General features: G+C 65.9%; 11 protein-coding genes. 2 read left to right on the plus strand and 9 right to left on the minus strand.

Annotation, left to right across the window (positions count from 1 at the left end; all coding sequences use genetic code 11):
• Window positions 1-45: 45 nt before the first annotated feature.
• From KA712_04065 to lpdA, 3 genes are all read right to left on the minus strand, one after another.
• Window positions 46-2,610: a glycoside hydrolase family 3 C-terminal domain-containing protein gene (locus KA712_04065; GenBank protein MCG5052116.1), complete on the minus strand. Its 2,565-nt coding sequence runs from the start codon at window positions 2,608-2,610 to the stop codon at window positions 46-48.
• A gap of 65 nt (window positions 2,611-2,675) precedes the next feature.
• Complete coding sequence (locus KA712_04070; protein MCG5052117.1) at window positions 2,676-3,023, minus strand: Rieske 2Fe-2S domain-containing protein; 348 nt, start codon at window positions 3,021-3,023, stop codon at window positions 2,676-2,678.
• Window positions 3,024-3,041: 18 nt separating this feature from the next.
• On the minus strand, window positions 3,042-4,433 hold the full coding sequence (gene lpdA, locus KA712_04075) for a dihydrolipoyl dehydrogenase (GenBank protein MCG5052118.1): 1,392 nt from the start codon (window positions 4,431-4,433) through the stop codon (window positions 3,042-3,044).
• 157 nt (window positions 4,434-4,590) lie between these two features.
• Between lpdA and KA712_04080 the strand changes: the two genes are divergently transcribed.
• Window positions 4,591-6,231, plus strand: a complete 1,641-nt coding sequence (locus tag KA712_04080; GenBank protein MCG5052119.1) for a DUF1588 domain-containing protein — start codon at window positions 4,591-4,593, stop codon at window positions 6,229-6,231.
• Complete coding sequence (locus KA712_04085; GenBank protein MCG5052120.1) at window positions 6,228-7,553, plus strand: DUF1552 domain-containing protein; 1,326 nt, start codon at window positions 6,228-6,230, stop codon at window positions 7,551-7,553. The genes KA712_04080 and KA712_04085 overlap by 4 nt, the downstream gene beginning before the upstream one ends.
• 15 nt (window positions 7,554-7,568) lie before the next feature.
• Here KA712_04085 and KA712_04090 read toward each other — a convergent pair whose 3' ends face one another.
• The 6 genes from KA712_04090 to KA712_04115 form a co-directional block, all read right to left on the minus strand.
• Window positions 7,569-8,795 (minus strand): MFS transporter, encoded by a 1,227-nt coding sequence (locus KA712_04090; protein ID MCG5052121.1) that lies wholly within the window; start codon window positions 8,793-8,795, stop codon window positions 7,569-7,571.
• Between the two features lie 41 nt (window positions 8,796-8,836).
• Window positions 8,837-9,751: an OmpA family protein gene (locus KA712_04095; protein MCG5052122.1), complete on the minus strand. Its 915-nt coding sequence runs from the start codon at window positions 9,749-9,751 to the stop codon at window positions 8,837-8,839.
• 114 nt (window positions 9,752-9,865) lie between these two features.
• Window positions 9,866-10,861, minus strand: coding sequence for a 3-methyl-2-oxobutanoate dehydrogenase (locus KA712_04100; GenBank protein MCG5052123.1), 996 nt, complete (start codon window positions 10,859-10,861; stop codon window positions 9,866-9,868).
• A 328-nt stretch (window positions 10,862-11,189) separates the two neighbouring features.
• Window positions 11,190-12,449: a 2-oxo acid dehydrogenase subunit E2 gene (locus tag KA712_04105; protein ID MCG5052124.1), complete on the minus strand. Its 1,260-nt coding sequence runs from the start codon at window positions 12,447-12,449 to the stop codon at window positions 11,190-11,192.
• Window positions 12,450-12,470: 21 nt separating this feature from the next.
• Entirely contained in the window at window positions 12,471-13,460 is a 990-nt protein-coding gene (locus KA712_04110; GenBank protein MCG5052125.1) for an alpha-ketoacid dehydrogenase subunit beta, read from the minus strand.
• Between the two features lie 130 nt (window positions 13,461-13,590).
• Window positions 13,591-14,517 carry a GTP-binding protein gene (locus tag KA712_04115; GenBank protein MCG5052126.1) on the minus strand — a complete coding sequence of 309 codons (927 nt, stop codon included), beginning with the start codon at window positions 14,515-14,517 and terminating at the stop codon, window positions 13,591-13,593.
• Window positions 14,518-14,684: the final 167 nt, after the last annotated feature.

Raw genomic sequence — 14,684 nt, forward strand, 5'->3', positions numbered from 1 at the left:
GCCCCTCATCTTAACCCGTTCCCCGTGGGCGCGCCGAACGGGCGCTCAGCGGCAGTCGGAAGCGGTGAGCGCCGGTTGCGTGAAGGTGCCCTTGAGCCGAATGTCCCGAGACGAGGCTCCCACCTGAATCTGGTAGACGCCGGCCGGCACGACCCAGTCATCTTTGGCTTCGTCGAAGTAAGCCAGATCGCGGCTCGACAGCCGTAACGACACACGTCGGCTCTCTTTCGGCTCCAAAGTGAGTTTCTGGAACGCGCGCAACGCTCTCGGCGGTCGTGGGACCGGCGATTTCGCCTGGCCCAAGTAAACCTGCGCCACCTCGGCCCCGCGTTTGGTGCCCTTGTTGGTCACGGCGAAGCTCACCTCCCAGGCGGGTCCGCCTTGCTCGCCGGGGGCAGGCTGAATCTGGAGGTCGGCGTAGACGAAGCGTGTGTAGGACAAGCCGTGGCCGAAGGGGAAGCGCACGGGCAGGTTCTTGGCGTCGTAGTGGCGGTATCCCACGAAGATGCCTTCGTCGTAGGGGGCCGTATCGCCCACCTCCGGATACGTTTTGAACGCGGGGGCGTGCTTCCACGCTTTCAGGAACGTAAAGGGCAAGCGGCCTGAAGGGTTGGTCCATCCGGTCAGGATCTCCGCGATGGCCGTTCCCCCTTCCTGGCCGGGGTACCAGGCCTCGACCAGCGCAGGCACGCGGCCCACCCAGTCTTCCATCAAAAGCGGTGACCCGTTGTTGAGCACGACGATCGTGCGCGGGTTGGCGTTGGCCACGGCCTTGATCAAGTCGACCTGATTCTTGGGCAGCTCGAGGCCGTGATCGCTCGACTCCGTCTCGAAGAAGTCGGAAAAGCCGGCGAAGATGATCGCGGCGTCTGACCTCCGGGCCAGCACGACGGCTTCCTTCTGAGAGCCTTCGACCCGGCCCCAGCCCAGTCGGACCTTCGCCTGGGCTTTGTTGTCGAAGAAATCCATCCGGATCTCGTAGGGGCGTGCTTCCAGATCCAACTCGGCTGTGGGCTTCTTGAATTCTTCGCCATCCCAGGCGTTGAGAAGTGGCTTGCCGTCGATGAACACCCGAAAGCCGTTGTTTGCGACCCCCAGCATGCGGTAGCGCCCCGGCGTCTTCGGGGTGATGAACCCGGTGTAGCGCACCGAGAAGAAGTCGGAGTTGACGCCTTCGGCGGGAGGGTCGTTGCCCCAATCGAAATCGATCTGCTTGACCACGGACTTTTTGACCGCGGCGCCCTCGACGTTTTTGTTGTTGAAGAACTCCGCGACGAGACCCGGGAGCAGCTGGTCTCCCTCTTTGTGGGAGAACGCAGCCGGCGGTACCGTCTCGACGTCGCCGTCCATGTTGAAGCCAGGTTCGTAGTCGACGGTGACGCCGTGACCGCGCAACATGGTGGTGAGGGCTTCGAGCGGGCGTACGGCCGTATCGGGCCTGACCTCTCCGCTGCCTCCGCCGCCGACGCGTGGGTACACCGCACCCGGACCGATCACAGCCACGGACTTCAGCTTGGGGTTGCTCACGAGTGGCAAGGCGTTGCGATCGTTCTTCAAGAGCGCGATGGACGCACGCGCCACGTCCAGGGCCACGGCCCGATGGGCTTCCGAGCCCACCACGCCGGGCTGCTCTTTGGGGGGCGCATCGAACACGCCCGACTTGAACATGACCCACAAGATGCGCTTCACCTTCTCGTCGATCACCGCGCTGGTCACCTTGCCGCTGGTCACCACCGGTTTGAGCTTGTCCTCGCCCGTGTAGGTGCCCTCGGGCATCTCCAAGTCCAGACCCGCCATGACGGGCTCCAGCGTGTGCTGGACGGCGTCCCAATCGGACATGACGAAGCCCTTGAAGCCCCAGCGCTTCTTCAGGATGTCTTCGAGCAAATAGGGGTTCTCGGTCGAGTAGAGGCCGTTCACCTTGTTGTAGGCTGCCATCACCGTGTAAACGCCGGCCTCCTTCACCGCGGCCTCGAAAGCAGGGAAGTAGATCTCGTGCAGCGCGCGCTTCGAGACGCGAACGTCTATCTCCCGGCGCCTGTGCTCCTGGTTGTTGCAGGCAAAGTGTTTCACGGTGGCGATGGCTCCCCCGTCCTGAACGCCCTTGATGTAGGAAACCGCCGTGCGGGCCGAAAGCACGGGATCCTCTCCGAAGCACTCGAAGTTGCGGCCGTTCTGCGGCACGCGGCTGATGTTCACACAGGGGGCCAGCAGCACCGCGCGTCCGCGCGCCCGCGCCTCGGCGGCGAGCACTTTGCCCATGCGCTCGACCAGCTCGGGATCGAAGGCCGAGGCGAGGGAGATCCCCACGGGAAAGGCGGTGGCCGTCTTGCCCCAACGGACGCCATTGGGGCCATCGGTCATCGTCAATTCCGGGATCTGCAGGCGGGGCACGGCCCGCGACTCGAAGCCCTTGCCCGAGATCAAGACCAGCTTTTCATCGAGCGTCATCTCGGACAAGAGCGACGCCACGCGTGCCTCGGTAGGCTGGCCAGGGTCCTGGTAGAGGGGAGCGGGAGGCTTGGCATGTGCCGCGGTGGGAAGCCAGATGAGACCGCACGCGAGGGCAGCAGCAGCGGACACGGGCAGAGTCGGGTGGGAACGACGCATGACACCTGGTCATATCGTCTGGGGAGCCGACGGGCAAGCCGTGCCGCGCTCCGCTCCGCGAGGCCTCACCCGGCCGTGGCCTTGGCGGGGGGGACCTCGACGTAAACCCCGTCTGCACGCTCTTCCACCGCGTAGGTGGTGATCTCCTGGTGCGCACCGCCCGCGAGGGTTCCCGAAAAAGGATCAAACGCCCAGGCGTGACGCGGGCAAATCAAAAGCCCTTCTTCCACCCAGCCATCGCCCAAGGGCGCGCCTTGATGGGGGCAGGCGTCGTCCAGCGCGGCGAGCCGCCCCCCGGCTCGGACGACACAGAGGGCGCGACCTTGACAGGTTACCGACCGCACGTCGTCGTCGGCCAAGCTGCCCGGGTCGAGCACCTTGCACCAAACGCGCGGCCGCTCCCCTTCGTCCATCCGAGCTGACGCCGAGCTTCAGCGGTTTTGGATGTGAACCGCCTCACCCTGTGCTGCCTTCGCGGCTTCCATCAGAGCCTCGGGCAGGGTGGGATGAGCGTGGATCGTCAGGCCCAAGTCGTCGGCCAGCGCGCCCATCTCGATCGCGAGGGCGGCCTCGCCGATCAAGTCCGAGGCTCCACCACCCACGACGTGAATGCCCAGCACCTCACTCGTGTCCGCGTCGATGACGACTTTGACGAAGCCGTCCGTGTCGGCGTTCGCGATCGCACGACCCAAGGCCGCAAACGGGAACTTGCCCGTGCGGACCTTGCGGCCTCTTTGTTCGGCCTCCTCGGCCGTGATGCCCGCGGACGCCACCTCGGGATCGGTGAAAATGACGGCCGGAATCACGCGTGCGTCCATGGCGGCGTTTTTTCCTGCGATGACCTCGGCGGCCACCTCGGCTTCCTTCGAGGCTTTGTGCGCCAGCATCGGCTGCCCGGCCACGTCCCCAATGGCGTAGATGCCCGGCACGTTGGTCTCCTGGCGTTGATTGACGGGCACGAAGCCCCGTTCGATCTTCACGCCCACGTCCTCGAGACCCAAGTACTCCGTGTTGGGACGGCGTCCCACGGCAACGAGAATTTTGTCAGCTTGCAGTTGTCGTTCGCCGTCCGCGGTTTCGAGGGTCACGAGGGCGTGATCCCCGCGCTCTTCCCAGCCCTTGGCTTTGGCACCCGTGACGGCTTCGATGTTCAGCTTCTTGAGGCGCTTGGTGACCACCTGGGCCAACTCGGGGTCCGTGCCGGGCAAAAGACGAGGCAGGGCCTCGACCACGGTAACCTGGCTGCCGAGCTTGGCGTAGAGCGTGCCGATCTCCATGCCGATGTAGCCGCCGCCGATCACGACCAGCCGGTTCGGGACCTCGGCGAAGGCGAGCGCGCCCGTGGAGTCCACCACGCGGTTGCCGTCGAACTTGAAGCCGGGAATCTCCACGGGCCGGGAGCCTGTGGCGATGATGATGTTGCGAGCCTCGATGGTGTAGGTGCCTTCGCTGCCCTCGACCGCGACCTTGTTCGGGGTGAGGAAGCGGGCCGTGCCCTGCCGGTATTCGCAACCGTTGGCCTTGAGCAGTGACTTCACGCCCCCGGTGAGCTTCGACACCACGCCGTCTTTCCAGGTCTGCAGCTTGCCCATGTCGAGGCGGATGTTGTCGGCATAGATGCCCATCTCGTCGGCATGCTTCATCTTGCCGAAGGTTTTTGCAGCGTTGATGAGCGCCTTCGAGGGGATGCAGCCGACGTTCAGGCACACGCCACCGGCTTTCTCCTTCTCCACTACGACCGCCTTTTGGGCGAGCTGGCCGAGACGGATGCCGGCCACGTAACCACCCGGGCCCGCGCCAATGACGAGGGCATCTACTTTCATGTCTTGCGAATTCGAGGCTGCCACGGCGCTGGCTTATAGCGTAATTCGGGATCGGGGGCCAGAAGCGCGGGCGCGGCGGAACGGTGTTCCCGGTGCAACGCGTCGCGGCGGGAACATTTGGCGTTTGTTGCTGGTCACGGTGCCGCCAAGGGCTAAAATGGCAGTACCAATGCGCTCGGGATGGGCGCTGCTCGCGGGTGCCATGGCCTGCGCTTGCAGCGAAAGGCCGAAAGTCGAAGAACCGCCGCCGCCGGTGGACGAGCCGCTTGCGTGCGAAGCGGTGCCGGCGGCTCCCCTGCGCTTGCTGACCCGGTACGAGTACGACCGCACCGTCCAGGACCTGCTCGGGGACACGTCGGCGCCGGCGCGTGAATTTCCCCGGGAACCTCTGGCCCACGGTTTGGACAACGACGCCACCCTGCTGCAGGTGGCCCCTGACAACGTCGCACGCTACTTCGAGGCTGCGGAGTTCCTGTCGCGGCAGGTGATGACGGCCGCGGACCCCTTGGTGCTGCCTTCCTGTGAGGGCAAGCCGGCGTCATGTGGACGCGAGGTCCTCGCGGGCCTGGCGCCTCGGGTGTTTCGTCGTCCCCTCCGTCCGGAGGAGTGGGAGCTGCTGGTGGGGCTCCACGATACGACGCACGCTGCTGAGGGACCGTCCGTGGCCCTCGAGCGCGGCTTGCAGCTGCTCCTCCAGTCGCCTCAGTTCCTGTACCGGGACGAGCTGGGAGCGGCGGTGCCCAATATGGACTACCACCGCCTCTCGGGTCATCAGCTCGCCACGAAGCTGTCGTATTTTTTGCGCGCCACTACGCCCGACGCGACCTTGATGGCTCAGGCGGCGAGCGGTGTTTTGGGCACGTCCGAGGGCATTGGGAGCGCCGTGGGCGACATCCTGGCCCAACCTGACGGCCTCGACGGCCTGGCGCGCTTTTTGGCCTTGTGGCTCTCGCTCGACGAAGTGGCCACCACCGAAAAAGACATGGCGGTATACCCGGAGTTCTCCCTCGGCCTGGCCGCCTCTTGGCGCCAGTCGCTTGCGCTTTACATCGCCGACGTGCTCGCAACCGCGCCCACGCTGAAGGCGCTGCTCACATCGCGTGTGCTCTTCGCGGACAAGTCCATGGCGCTTTACCTCCCCAAGGGAACCGAGGGCGCAGCCTCGTCCTTCGCGCAGACAGAGGTGCCGCAGGGGCAGCCGGGCGGCGTTTTGGCGCAGCCAGGGTTCCTCGCGTTCAAGGCTCTTCACGATGGCTCGTCGCCCATTCGCCGAGGGACCTTCGTTTTGGACAAGCTGCTCTGTGAACCGGTTGGTTCTCCCCCTGCCAACGTGCCCATCACGCCGCCGGCGCCCTCCAACGCCAAGACGACGCGGGAGCGTTTTGAGGATCACAAAGCCGATGCCACCTGCGCCCTCTGTCACAAGTTCATCGATCCCGTGGGCTTCGTGTTCGAGAACTTCGATGGCATGGGACGGTGGCGGCTCGAGGAAAACGGCATTCCGATCGACGCACGCGGCGGGATCCTGGCGGCCGCCGACGAGTCGCTCGTGGGTCCGGTCGAAGGCCCGGACGAGCTGATCGCGAAGCTGGCCCAGAGCCGGCAGGTGCACGACTGCGTGGCGCGTGAGGTGTATCGCTTCGCCGTGGGCCGGCCCCTGGCGCGCGCCGACGAATGCTGGTTCGAGCCCATCCGGACGCGCTTCTTCGATTCGGGCGGCGACTTCAAGGCCCTGCTGGCCGCGATCGCCACGTCGCCCGGGTTTCGCACGCACGCCGTACAGGGGGACCTGCCATGAACCCGAGGGCGCGGCGCGATCGACGGAGGTTTTTGCGAGGAGCATTCGGCACGGCCATCGCGCTGCCGTTCCTGGAGTCGCGGGCCGACCGAGCGTACGCCGCGACACCGGTCAAGCGCTTCGTGGGCCTTTACCATCCGAACGGCGTGTTCACGCCGCAATGGTTCCCCACGCGCCCCGCAAATGCTCCAGAGACCGAGTTCGAGCTGGGGCCGTTGCACGAACCGCTGGCGGCGTGGAAATCGAAGCTCCTGTTCACGGGCGGCATCGACATGAAAGTGGCCGTAGCGGGGCCCGGGGAAATGCACCAGCGCGGCGTGGGTGGCTGGCTGACGGGTAGCAGCTTGGGCAAGGGGAGCTTCGTGGGGAACGACGGCTCTCGGGCGGGTTACGCCCAGGGAATCTCGCTCGATCAGGCCTTGGTGCCGCTCATCGGTGCCGAGACGTCGGTGAAGAGCTTGCAGCTAGGGGTGCACGCGCTTACGCCCAACGTGGCCGGCGTGGTGAGCTATCAGGGCCCCGACCAACCGCTCTTGCCCCAAAACGATCCGAAGCTGACCTTTCGTACGCTCTTTGGCACCGAAGCGGTGGTGCTGGACGAACTCGCGGCGGGGCGGCGATCGGTGTTGGACGCGGTTCGCGGTCAGATCCGAAACTTGCAGATGCGCGTGAGCGCGTCCGACCGCACCCGCCTGGACCGGCACTTCACGCTGCTGCGAGAGCTCGAGGCGAAGGTCACCAAGGTGGACCCGGTCACCTGTGGGCCCCGCACGCCGCCAGCGGCCATCGAGTTTGCCTCAGAAGTACAGATGCAGCAGGTGGCCCAAGTGCAGCTGGACCTGCTCGTGACGGCCTTCCGCTGCGACTTGGCTCGCGTGGCCACAATCATGGTGGGCGATGCGCTGAACCACAACGCGATCCCGCACCTCGACATTCGCACCGACGTACACAACCTCACGCACTTGTCCGACAGCGACGCGGCTCGCACCCAGGTGGGGGTCAGGGACAAATGGGTGGCGTCCTTGCTCGGGCGTCTTTTGCTCGAACTCGAAGCCACAGAGGCGCCAGGCGGAGGGAGCGCCCTGGATCACACGCTCGTGTTTTGGGGTACGGATGTCTCGCGAGGGAATACGCACGCGCACGACGACATGCCGTTCGTTTTGGCGGGCGGCGGCGCGGGCTTCAAGATGGGCCGCTACGTGCGCTGGGACGGCGCCCCCCACAACGACCTCTTGGTTTCGATCCTCAACGGCTTCGGTTCCGAGGTGTCCACCTTCGGCGCCGCAGAGCACTGCCGCGGACCGTTGGCGAACCTCACCTGAAGGGGGGGATGGCCCTCAGCGTGCGGAGACCGTGGACGCAGCGGTGCGCACGCGGCGATCGATCTGCCACACGAGGAGGGGCAGCAGGGCCGTCATGACGAAGGCCATGGCCACCACGGTCTGCATGCCGGCCAGGCTGTGGTCGGGGCGCTCGACGAGCACGAGGGAGGAGAGCGCTGCGCCCGATGCCGCTGCGATGTGCTGGGTGGCTGACTGAGTCGACATGAACCGGCCCCGCTCCTGGATGGGGGGAACACGAGACGACACGGTGTTCAGCGCGACTGAGCGAAGCGAGCTGGCCGTCATGAGCAGCACGAACATCGCCACGACGGGCATGAGGGGGTGTAACGGCCAAAAGCCAAACGCCAGGACCGCCATCATGCAGGCAGACCCCGTGATCGTGACGACGTTGGGCCCGTGCCGATCCACCCAGATGCCTCCCACCCGCATCGCGACGAAGCTCACGAGGCCACCGGCCAGGTAAAGGCCCCCCAGGCCCTCGCGGGGGTAGCCGAGGTTGAACTGGAGATACGCCGCGAGGTTTGGCACCAGCGCGAACATGCCCAGGAAGGCCGCACCGGTGGCAGCCAGCGAGAGCCGCACCCGGCTATCGCGCAGGAAGAGAACGAGCGGGCGGCGCGGGGGGGCATCGACCGGCTTGTCGAGGTGAGCGCGCATCGGAGGCATGAGGGCGAGCGCCAGGAGGATCACCACCACGCCCAGCGCGGCCACGGCGAAGAAGGGCGCGCGCCAACCCCAGCGTTGCGCGAGCTCGAGTCCAGCGGGAACCCCCAAAACCGAGGCCGCGGCAAAAGCGCCCATCACGCTGCCCATGGCCTTGCCTCGGCGCTCGGGGGGAACGACGTCGGCCAGGATGGAAAGCGACAGGGCGGTCGCCGGGCCGCCAAAGGCCCCCGCAACGACCCGGGCCAGCACGAGCGTGGTGAACCCCTGAGCAAGAGCACCCAGCAGCGTGCCACCAACGAGACCCCAAAGCGCTACGGACAGGGCGCGGCGGCGGTCGAAACGGTCGAGAAAGGTGGAGGCGGCCAATCCCGAAACGGCAGCCGCGGCGGTGTAGGCGCCGCCCACCAGCCCGAGCCGCGAGAGGGGTATACCGAGCGCCGCAGCAAAGTCCGGCCCCATCGGCATGACGATCATGAAATCGAGAATGTTGATGAAGTTGACCGCCGCCAGGAGGACGATGATTTTTCGTTCGAAAGCGAGGGTATTTAAGGGCATGGCAGGGCGGGGCCGTTAGGATGCCCGCCGCCGGGTGGCGGTTACATCGCTCTCAGTTCCGTCGCTTCGATGCGCCGGTTTTTTTGGCGCCCCTCTTCCGAGTCGTTCGGAGCGATGGGCTGCTCGTCTCCCACGCCCACGGCTTCGATCCGGTCTGGCGCGATGCCCTTGCTTACGAGGTAATCGCGACACGCCTTTGCGCGTTTTTCGGACAACGCTTTGTTCGTCTTGGGGTTGCCGACGTTGTCCGTGTGTCCGGAAATCTCGATGCGCGCGCTCTTTTTGTGCGCCATGTACTCGACCACGCCGTCAAGCTGGGCGAACGACTCAGGCCGCAAGCTGGCCTTGCCGGTGTCGAAGTTCACGCCCTGCAGAACCAGCCCGGGCTTTGGGCGGTTACTGGGCACCTCGGGAGCGGGCAGATTATGTCGCTTGTAGCGCAGCGTGAGCTTGACGTTCTGGTTGGGTTCGTCGGCCACCTCGACTGTGGCGGCAATGTCTTTGCGGCCGAGGCTGAGAAAGACGAGCTCGTAGGTGCGCGCGATGGGGACCAGCACCTCGGTATAGCCCAACGCGTCCGTCTCCTCGGTGTAGTACTTCGTGCCATCGGGAGCGGTGAGGACGACCACGATCCCAGGCACCGGACCTTTGTCTTTGTCGATGACGAAGATCTTCATCGCCGCCTCGGTTTTCGTGGCTTTGATGCGAGAGGGGGACACGCCCTGCGCGGTGCGAGCCGTTTTCGTGCCAGTGAGCGCGAAGGCGCTGCCGGTGGTAGTGGGGGGCTCGTCTGGCGGCTTCTCTGCTTCGGGAGACGCAGCGACGGACGCAGGGTGAGAGGCGCCGACGGAGGGCGGAGCTTTCTCTTCAGGGGCAGGAGGCTGCGGAGGCCGCTGGGGCCCGGCGCAAGCAAACAGGGTCCAACAAGCGACGGTGGCGAGCGTGATGGGGCGCATGCAGTGACTCCGCAAACGAAAGACGAGACGTCGTGACGGTATCACAGGCTCGTGGGGAACTCATGCCCGTCGCGAGTCCGGGACTCAAACGGGCGCCACGTCCCGCGGCGTAGGTCAGTGTCCCTGTCCGCCCCCCCGTCGGGCCCGAACGCGTTCGAGTTCGGCGAGCTGCTCTTCGAGAAGCCAGTTGGGTTTGGCGAAGACGGATTCGATGAGCGTGCGCGTGGTGGGCTTGGGTGCGGCCTCCTCGGCCGCGATATGCTCCCGGATCTCACGATCCAGTTCGGCCGAGAGGTTCCTTTCGGCGGCTTCACTCAAGATGCCCTCGGCGGCAAGCCACGTCCGGTAGCGCGCCAGGGGGTCCCGGCTACGCCAGGGCTCTGGCTCTTTGGGGTCGCGGTAGCGCGTGGGATCGTCCGAAGAGCTGTGGGGGCCCACCCTGTAGGTGAGGTTCTCTATGAAGCTCGGGCCCAATCCCGCGCGGGCGCGATCCACCGCCGCCTTGATGGTGGTGTACACGGCGAAGATGTCGTTGCCGTCCACACGGTACGACGGGATGCCATAAGCGAGACCCTTGACCGCGAGGGTCTCGGAAACGGTTTGTTGGCAAAGCGGCGTGGAGATCGCCCACTGGTTGTTTTGGCACACGAAAACCACGGGCAGCTTGAAGACGGCTGCGAAGTTGAGCGCAACGTGGAAGTCTTCTTCGCTCGTGCCGCCGTCGCCCATGTAGCCCAGCGCCACCACGTCGCTCTTCGAGAGCTTGGCTGCCCAGGCGACGCCCGCGGCTTGAGGCAGCTGCGACGAGACACAGGACGACATCACGAGGTGGTTCGAAGCGCGCGTGCCGGAATGGCAGGGCAGCTGATGCCCGAGCGTCACGTCGTTGACGTTGCCGAACATCTGCGCCAGATGCGTGCGCAGAGGAACGCCTCGATAAATGCCGGCCGCGGTCTCACGGAGGCCCGAAATGAAGTAGTCGCGGGGCTCAATGGCGTGCGCGCCGCCGATCATGCCTGCTTCTTGACCACGCGCTTCGATGTAAAACCCGATGCGCCCCTGCCGCTGAAGCGGCATCAGCCGGTCGTCGAGCAAGCGGCTCTGCAGCATGCCGCGGTAGATGCGGCGGTGTTCATCGTGGGTGAGCGGGGGCACCCGCTGGGGGTCGGCTACGCCGTTTTCGTTCAGGATCTGAATGATGCCCGTGGCGCGCGCGTGGTCTTCGTCTGTCCACACTTCCACCTCGGTGAGGTCTGCCTGGCCCGAACGGGAGCCCGCGGAAGGCACTGAGGGCGAGACCTTGCGACCGGGCGGGGCCGAGGCCGTGCGGGAGGGTCCCGCCGCCGTGCTCTCCGCGCTCGACGGACTGCGGTCGGTGTTGACGGACGTCTCGTTTGATTTCGTTGTGGCCACAGGTCCTCCGGCGAACGGCTTGCCTTCAGATCGTATCGAGGAAGAGAAGTCCTGGGGTTTCCAGTGACTCTTTGATCATCGCGACGAACGCAGCGGCTTCATGCCCATCCACCAGCCTGTGATCCACGGAGATTGAGAGGTTCATCATGTCGCGGATCTCCACCTTGTCGTCGATCACCACGGGCCGCTTCGCAATCTTGTGAACACCCAAGATGGCCACTTCGGGGAAGTTGATGACGGGCGTGGCCATGAGGCCACCGAGGGTGCCGAGGCTCGTGATGGTGAACGTACTGCCGGTGAGTTCCTGGCGCGTGGCGCGCCCAGCCTTCGTGGCCGCCGCCAGACGCTCGATCTCGCGCCCGAGATCCGCCACGGAAAGGCGGTCGGCGTCGCGCAATACGGGTACGACCAGCCCGTCATCGGTCGCCGCAGCTACGCCGATGTGATAGCTGCGGCGCTGAATGATCTCCGCGGCGCTCTCGTCGAGCGTGGCGTTCAATTGGGGAAACCTTTTGAGCGCGTCCACTGTGGCCTTCACGATGAAGGGCAGAAAGGAAAGCTTGACGTTTTGCGAGGCCAGTCGGGCGTTGGCGCGGCTTCGCAGAGTGACCAACGCTGACGCATCGACCTCCTCCACGTAGGTGAAGTGTGCCGCCTTTTGCTTCGACAGCGCCATGCGCTCGGCGATCTTGCGGCGCAAGCCGCGAAAGGGAACCCTGACATCCCCTGCGGCCGGCGCGGGGCGCGGAGCCGAGGGAGCCAACGGTGCTTCGTAGGCACGGCGTACGTCGTCGTGGGTCACCCGCCCTGCCGGGCCGCTGGCGCGCACGGAAGAGAGGTTCACCCCGAGCTCACGGGCGAGCTTGCGCGTGGCTGGCGTGGCCAGCACCTCCGCGGGCGGGGCCGAAGCAGGGGGCAGGGACGCTGGCGAGGGCGCCACGACGGACGCGGTCTGCACTTCCGCCGAAGGGGCAGGGGTAGGGGCGGGACTGCTGACGCTGGTGCGACGTTTTTTTCCTGTGTCGGCAGGGATCGCGGCGGAAGCCACACCGTCGTCAATCGTGATCAGCACCTTGCCCACGGGGCAGATGTCACCTTCGGCGTAGTGACGGCTGAGCACCTTGCCAGCCCGAGGCGCAGGGATCTCCACGGTGGCCTTGTCGGTCATCACCTCCACCATGGGCTGATCTTGCGCCAACACGTCGCCTTCGTTCACCAGCCAGCGAACGATCTCTCCCTCCACCACGCCCTCGCCGATGTCGGGCAGCTTGAACTCGTAGGCCATGTCGTTCCAGTCGTGCGGGGCTCAGAAGTTGATGGTGCGTTCCACCGCGTCCAGGATGCGGTTCGCGTCGGGAAGATACTCGTTTTCGAGCGTGTAAGGGAAAGGGGTGTCGAAGCCCGTCACCCGAAGAATGGGCGCTTCGAGAGACAGCATGGCCTTTTCCTGGATCGTGGCGGCGAGCTCGGCGCCGAAGCCGCACGTGCGAGGGGCCTCGTGCACCACGACGACCCGCCCCGTTTTTTTCACCGAAGCGAGGATGGTCTCGATGTCGTAGGGCAGGAGCGTGCGCAGATCCACCACCTCCATCTCGAAGCCTTCCTCCGCGCCTTGTGCGGCGGCTTCGAGGGCCGTGTGAACCATGGCGCCCCAGGCGAGCACGGTGACCGACTGGGCCGAACGTGCCCCCACCTCCCTGACGACCTTGGCCTTGCCGATGGGCACGGTGTATTCCCCTTCGGGAACGTCGGCGCGAGAGGCGCGGTAGACCCGCTTTGGCTCGAAGAAGATCACGGGGTCGTCACCTCGGATGGCCGAGGCCAACAAGCCCTTGGCGTCGATGGGGTTCGAGGGGTACACGACCTGAAGACCTGCCACGTGGATGAAAAGGGCCTCGGGCGATTGGCTGTGGTAGTGCCCGCCGCGAATGCCCCCGCCGGCGGGCGTGCGGATGATTACCGGCGCCGGATACTCGCCACCGCTGCGATAACGCAACTTGGCAAGCTCGTTCACGATCTGGTCGAAAGCGGGGTAGATGAAGTCGGCGAACTGGATCTCCGCCACGGGGCGCATCCCGTAAAGGGCCATGCCAATGGCGCTCCCCACGATGCCGGCTTCGGCGAGCGGCGTGTCCATGCAGCGCTCGGGCCCAAATTCGTCGAAAAGCCCCGTGGTGGCGCGGAAAACGCCCCCGAAACGGCCCACGTCCTCACCCAGCACCACCACCTTGGGATCCCGCCGCATTTCAAGGCGTAGGCAGTCGTTCACAGCTTGGATGATGTTCATTTCTGGCATTGCGTCAAATCCGCGAAATCAGGGTCGATTGCGCATTGTAGCCGGGCGGACGGAGGGTGGCCAGGTGGGCGGCTGTCGCAGGGGGGCCGGCCTGCCCCGGCGTGCGGAAGGGCGGCGCAAAGGGGGCGGGTCAGGTAACGACGCGGGTGCGTGCGAAGCCTTCGCGGAGGCAGAGGGGATCAAGGCCATACCCGATGACCACGAGCCGGCTCGTGCGCGCCGCGGGCCCCCACGGAAGGCCGAGGGAGGCCTCGAGGCGCCCCGCGACTCCCTGGACCACGAGGCGGTCGGGCAGGCCGGCCACGGCCACGATGCCTTTGACCCTGAACAGACGTGACTCGAAAGCGCCCAAGTCCCGCTCGACCCAGTCGGCGAAGGCGTCAGGATCAAGCTCGCCAGGCGCGGTCAAGACCAGGGTCTCCACGGCGCCGTGTGAAGCGTTTTCTCGGGGAGGGGGCGTCAAGCTCTCCGCTCGTTGGGCCAGGAGAGACGCGAAGGTGTGGCCTCGCACGACCCCGCGGATCGCCTCGACCTGCACGGCCGTAGGATTCACCGCCAGGACCGCTTGCGTGGCTTTTCGAACGGCCTCGGGTTCCGCGCGGTCCACCTGCGACAGCACCACCACGTCGGCGTAAGCCAGCTGCTCTTGCGCCAGGTCCACGAGCAAAGGGGGTAGGGGGGCCTGTCCGCTGGCGTCCACCACGGTGACGATGCCGTCGAGCAGGATGCCCTCCACGTGCAGGGCGGCGCGCACCACGCCCGCGGGCGACGCCGCTCCCGACATCTCGATGAAGATCCGCTTGGGGGTGCTCGCCGCCAGCGTCTCGAGCGCGTGGAGCAGCTCTTGGTTCGTGGTGCAGCAGATACATCCCGCCGTGATCTCCACGAGCTGCTCCGCCCGGCCTCGAAGCAACTCGCCATCGATGCCCTGGCTGGCCACTTCGTTGATGATGACCGCCACCTCGCTGGGTGTGTGCGCGCGCAGCCAGGCATCGAGGAGCGTGGTCTTCCCCGCGCCGAGAAAGCCGGTGATGACGGTGACGGGGACAGGGCTCACACGCGAAGTCTACGCGAGAGGTCTGACCCCGGGGCAGGTTGCCTCAAGGAGGAGGCCCGCTGATCTCGAAGTCGTCGATGTAAATCTTTCCGTTCCAGGTCTTTCCGGCTTGGGTCTTCATGTAGAGACCGACTTCGTAGGGCGATCTTCCCGGCAACAAAACCGTG

Source organism: Myxococcales bacterium, from assembly GCA_022184915.1.
GTDB lineage: Bacteria > Myxococcota_A > Polyangia > Fen-1088 > Fen-1088 > JAGTJU01.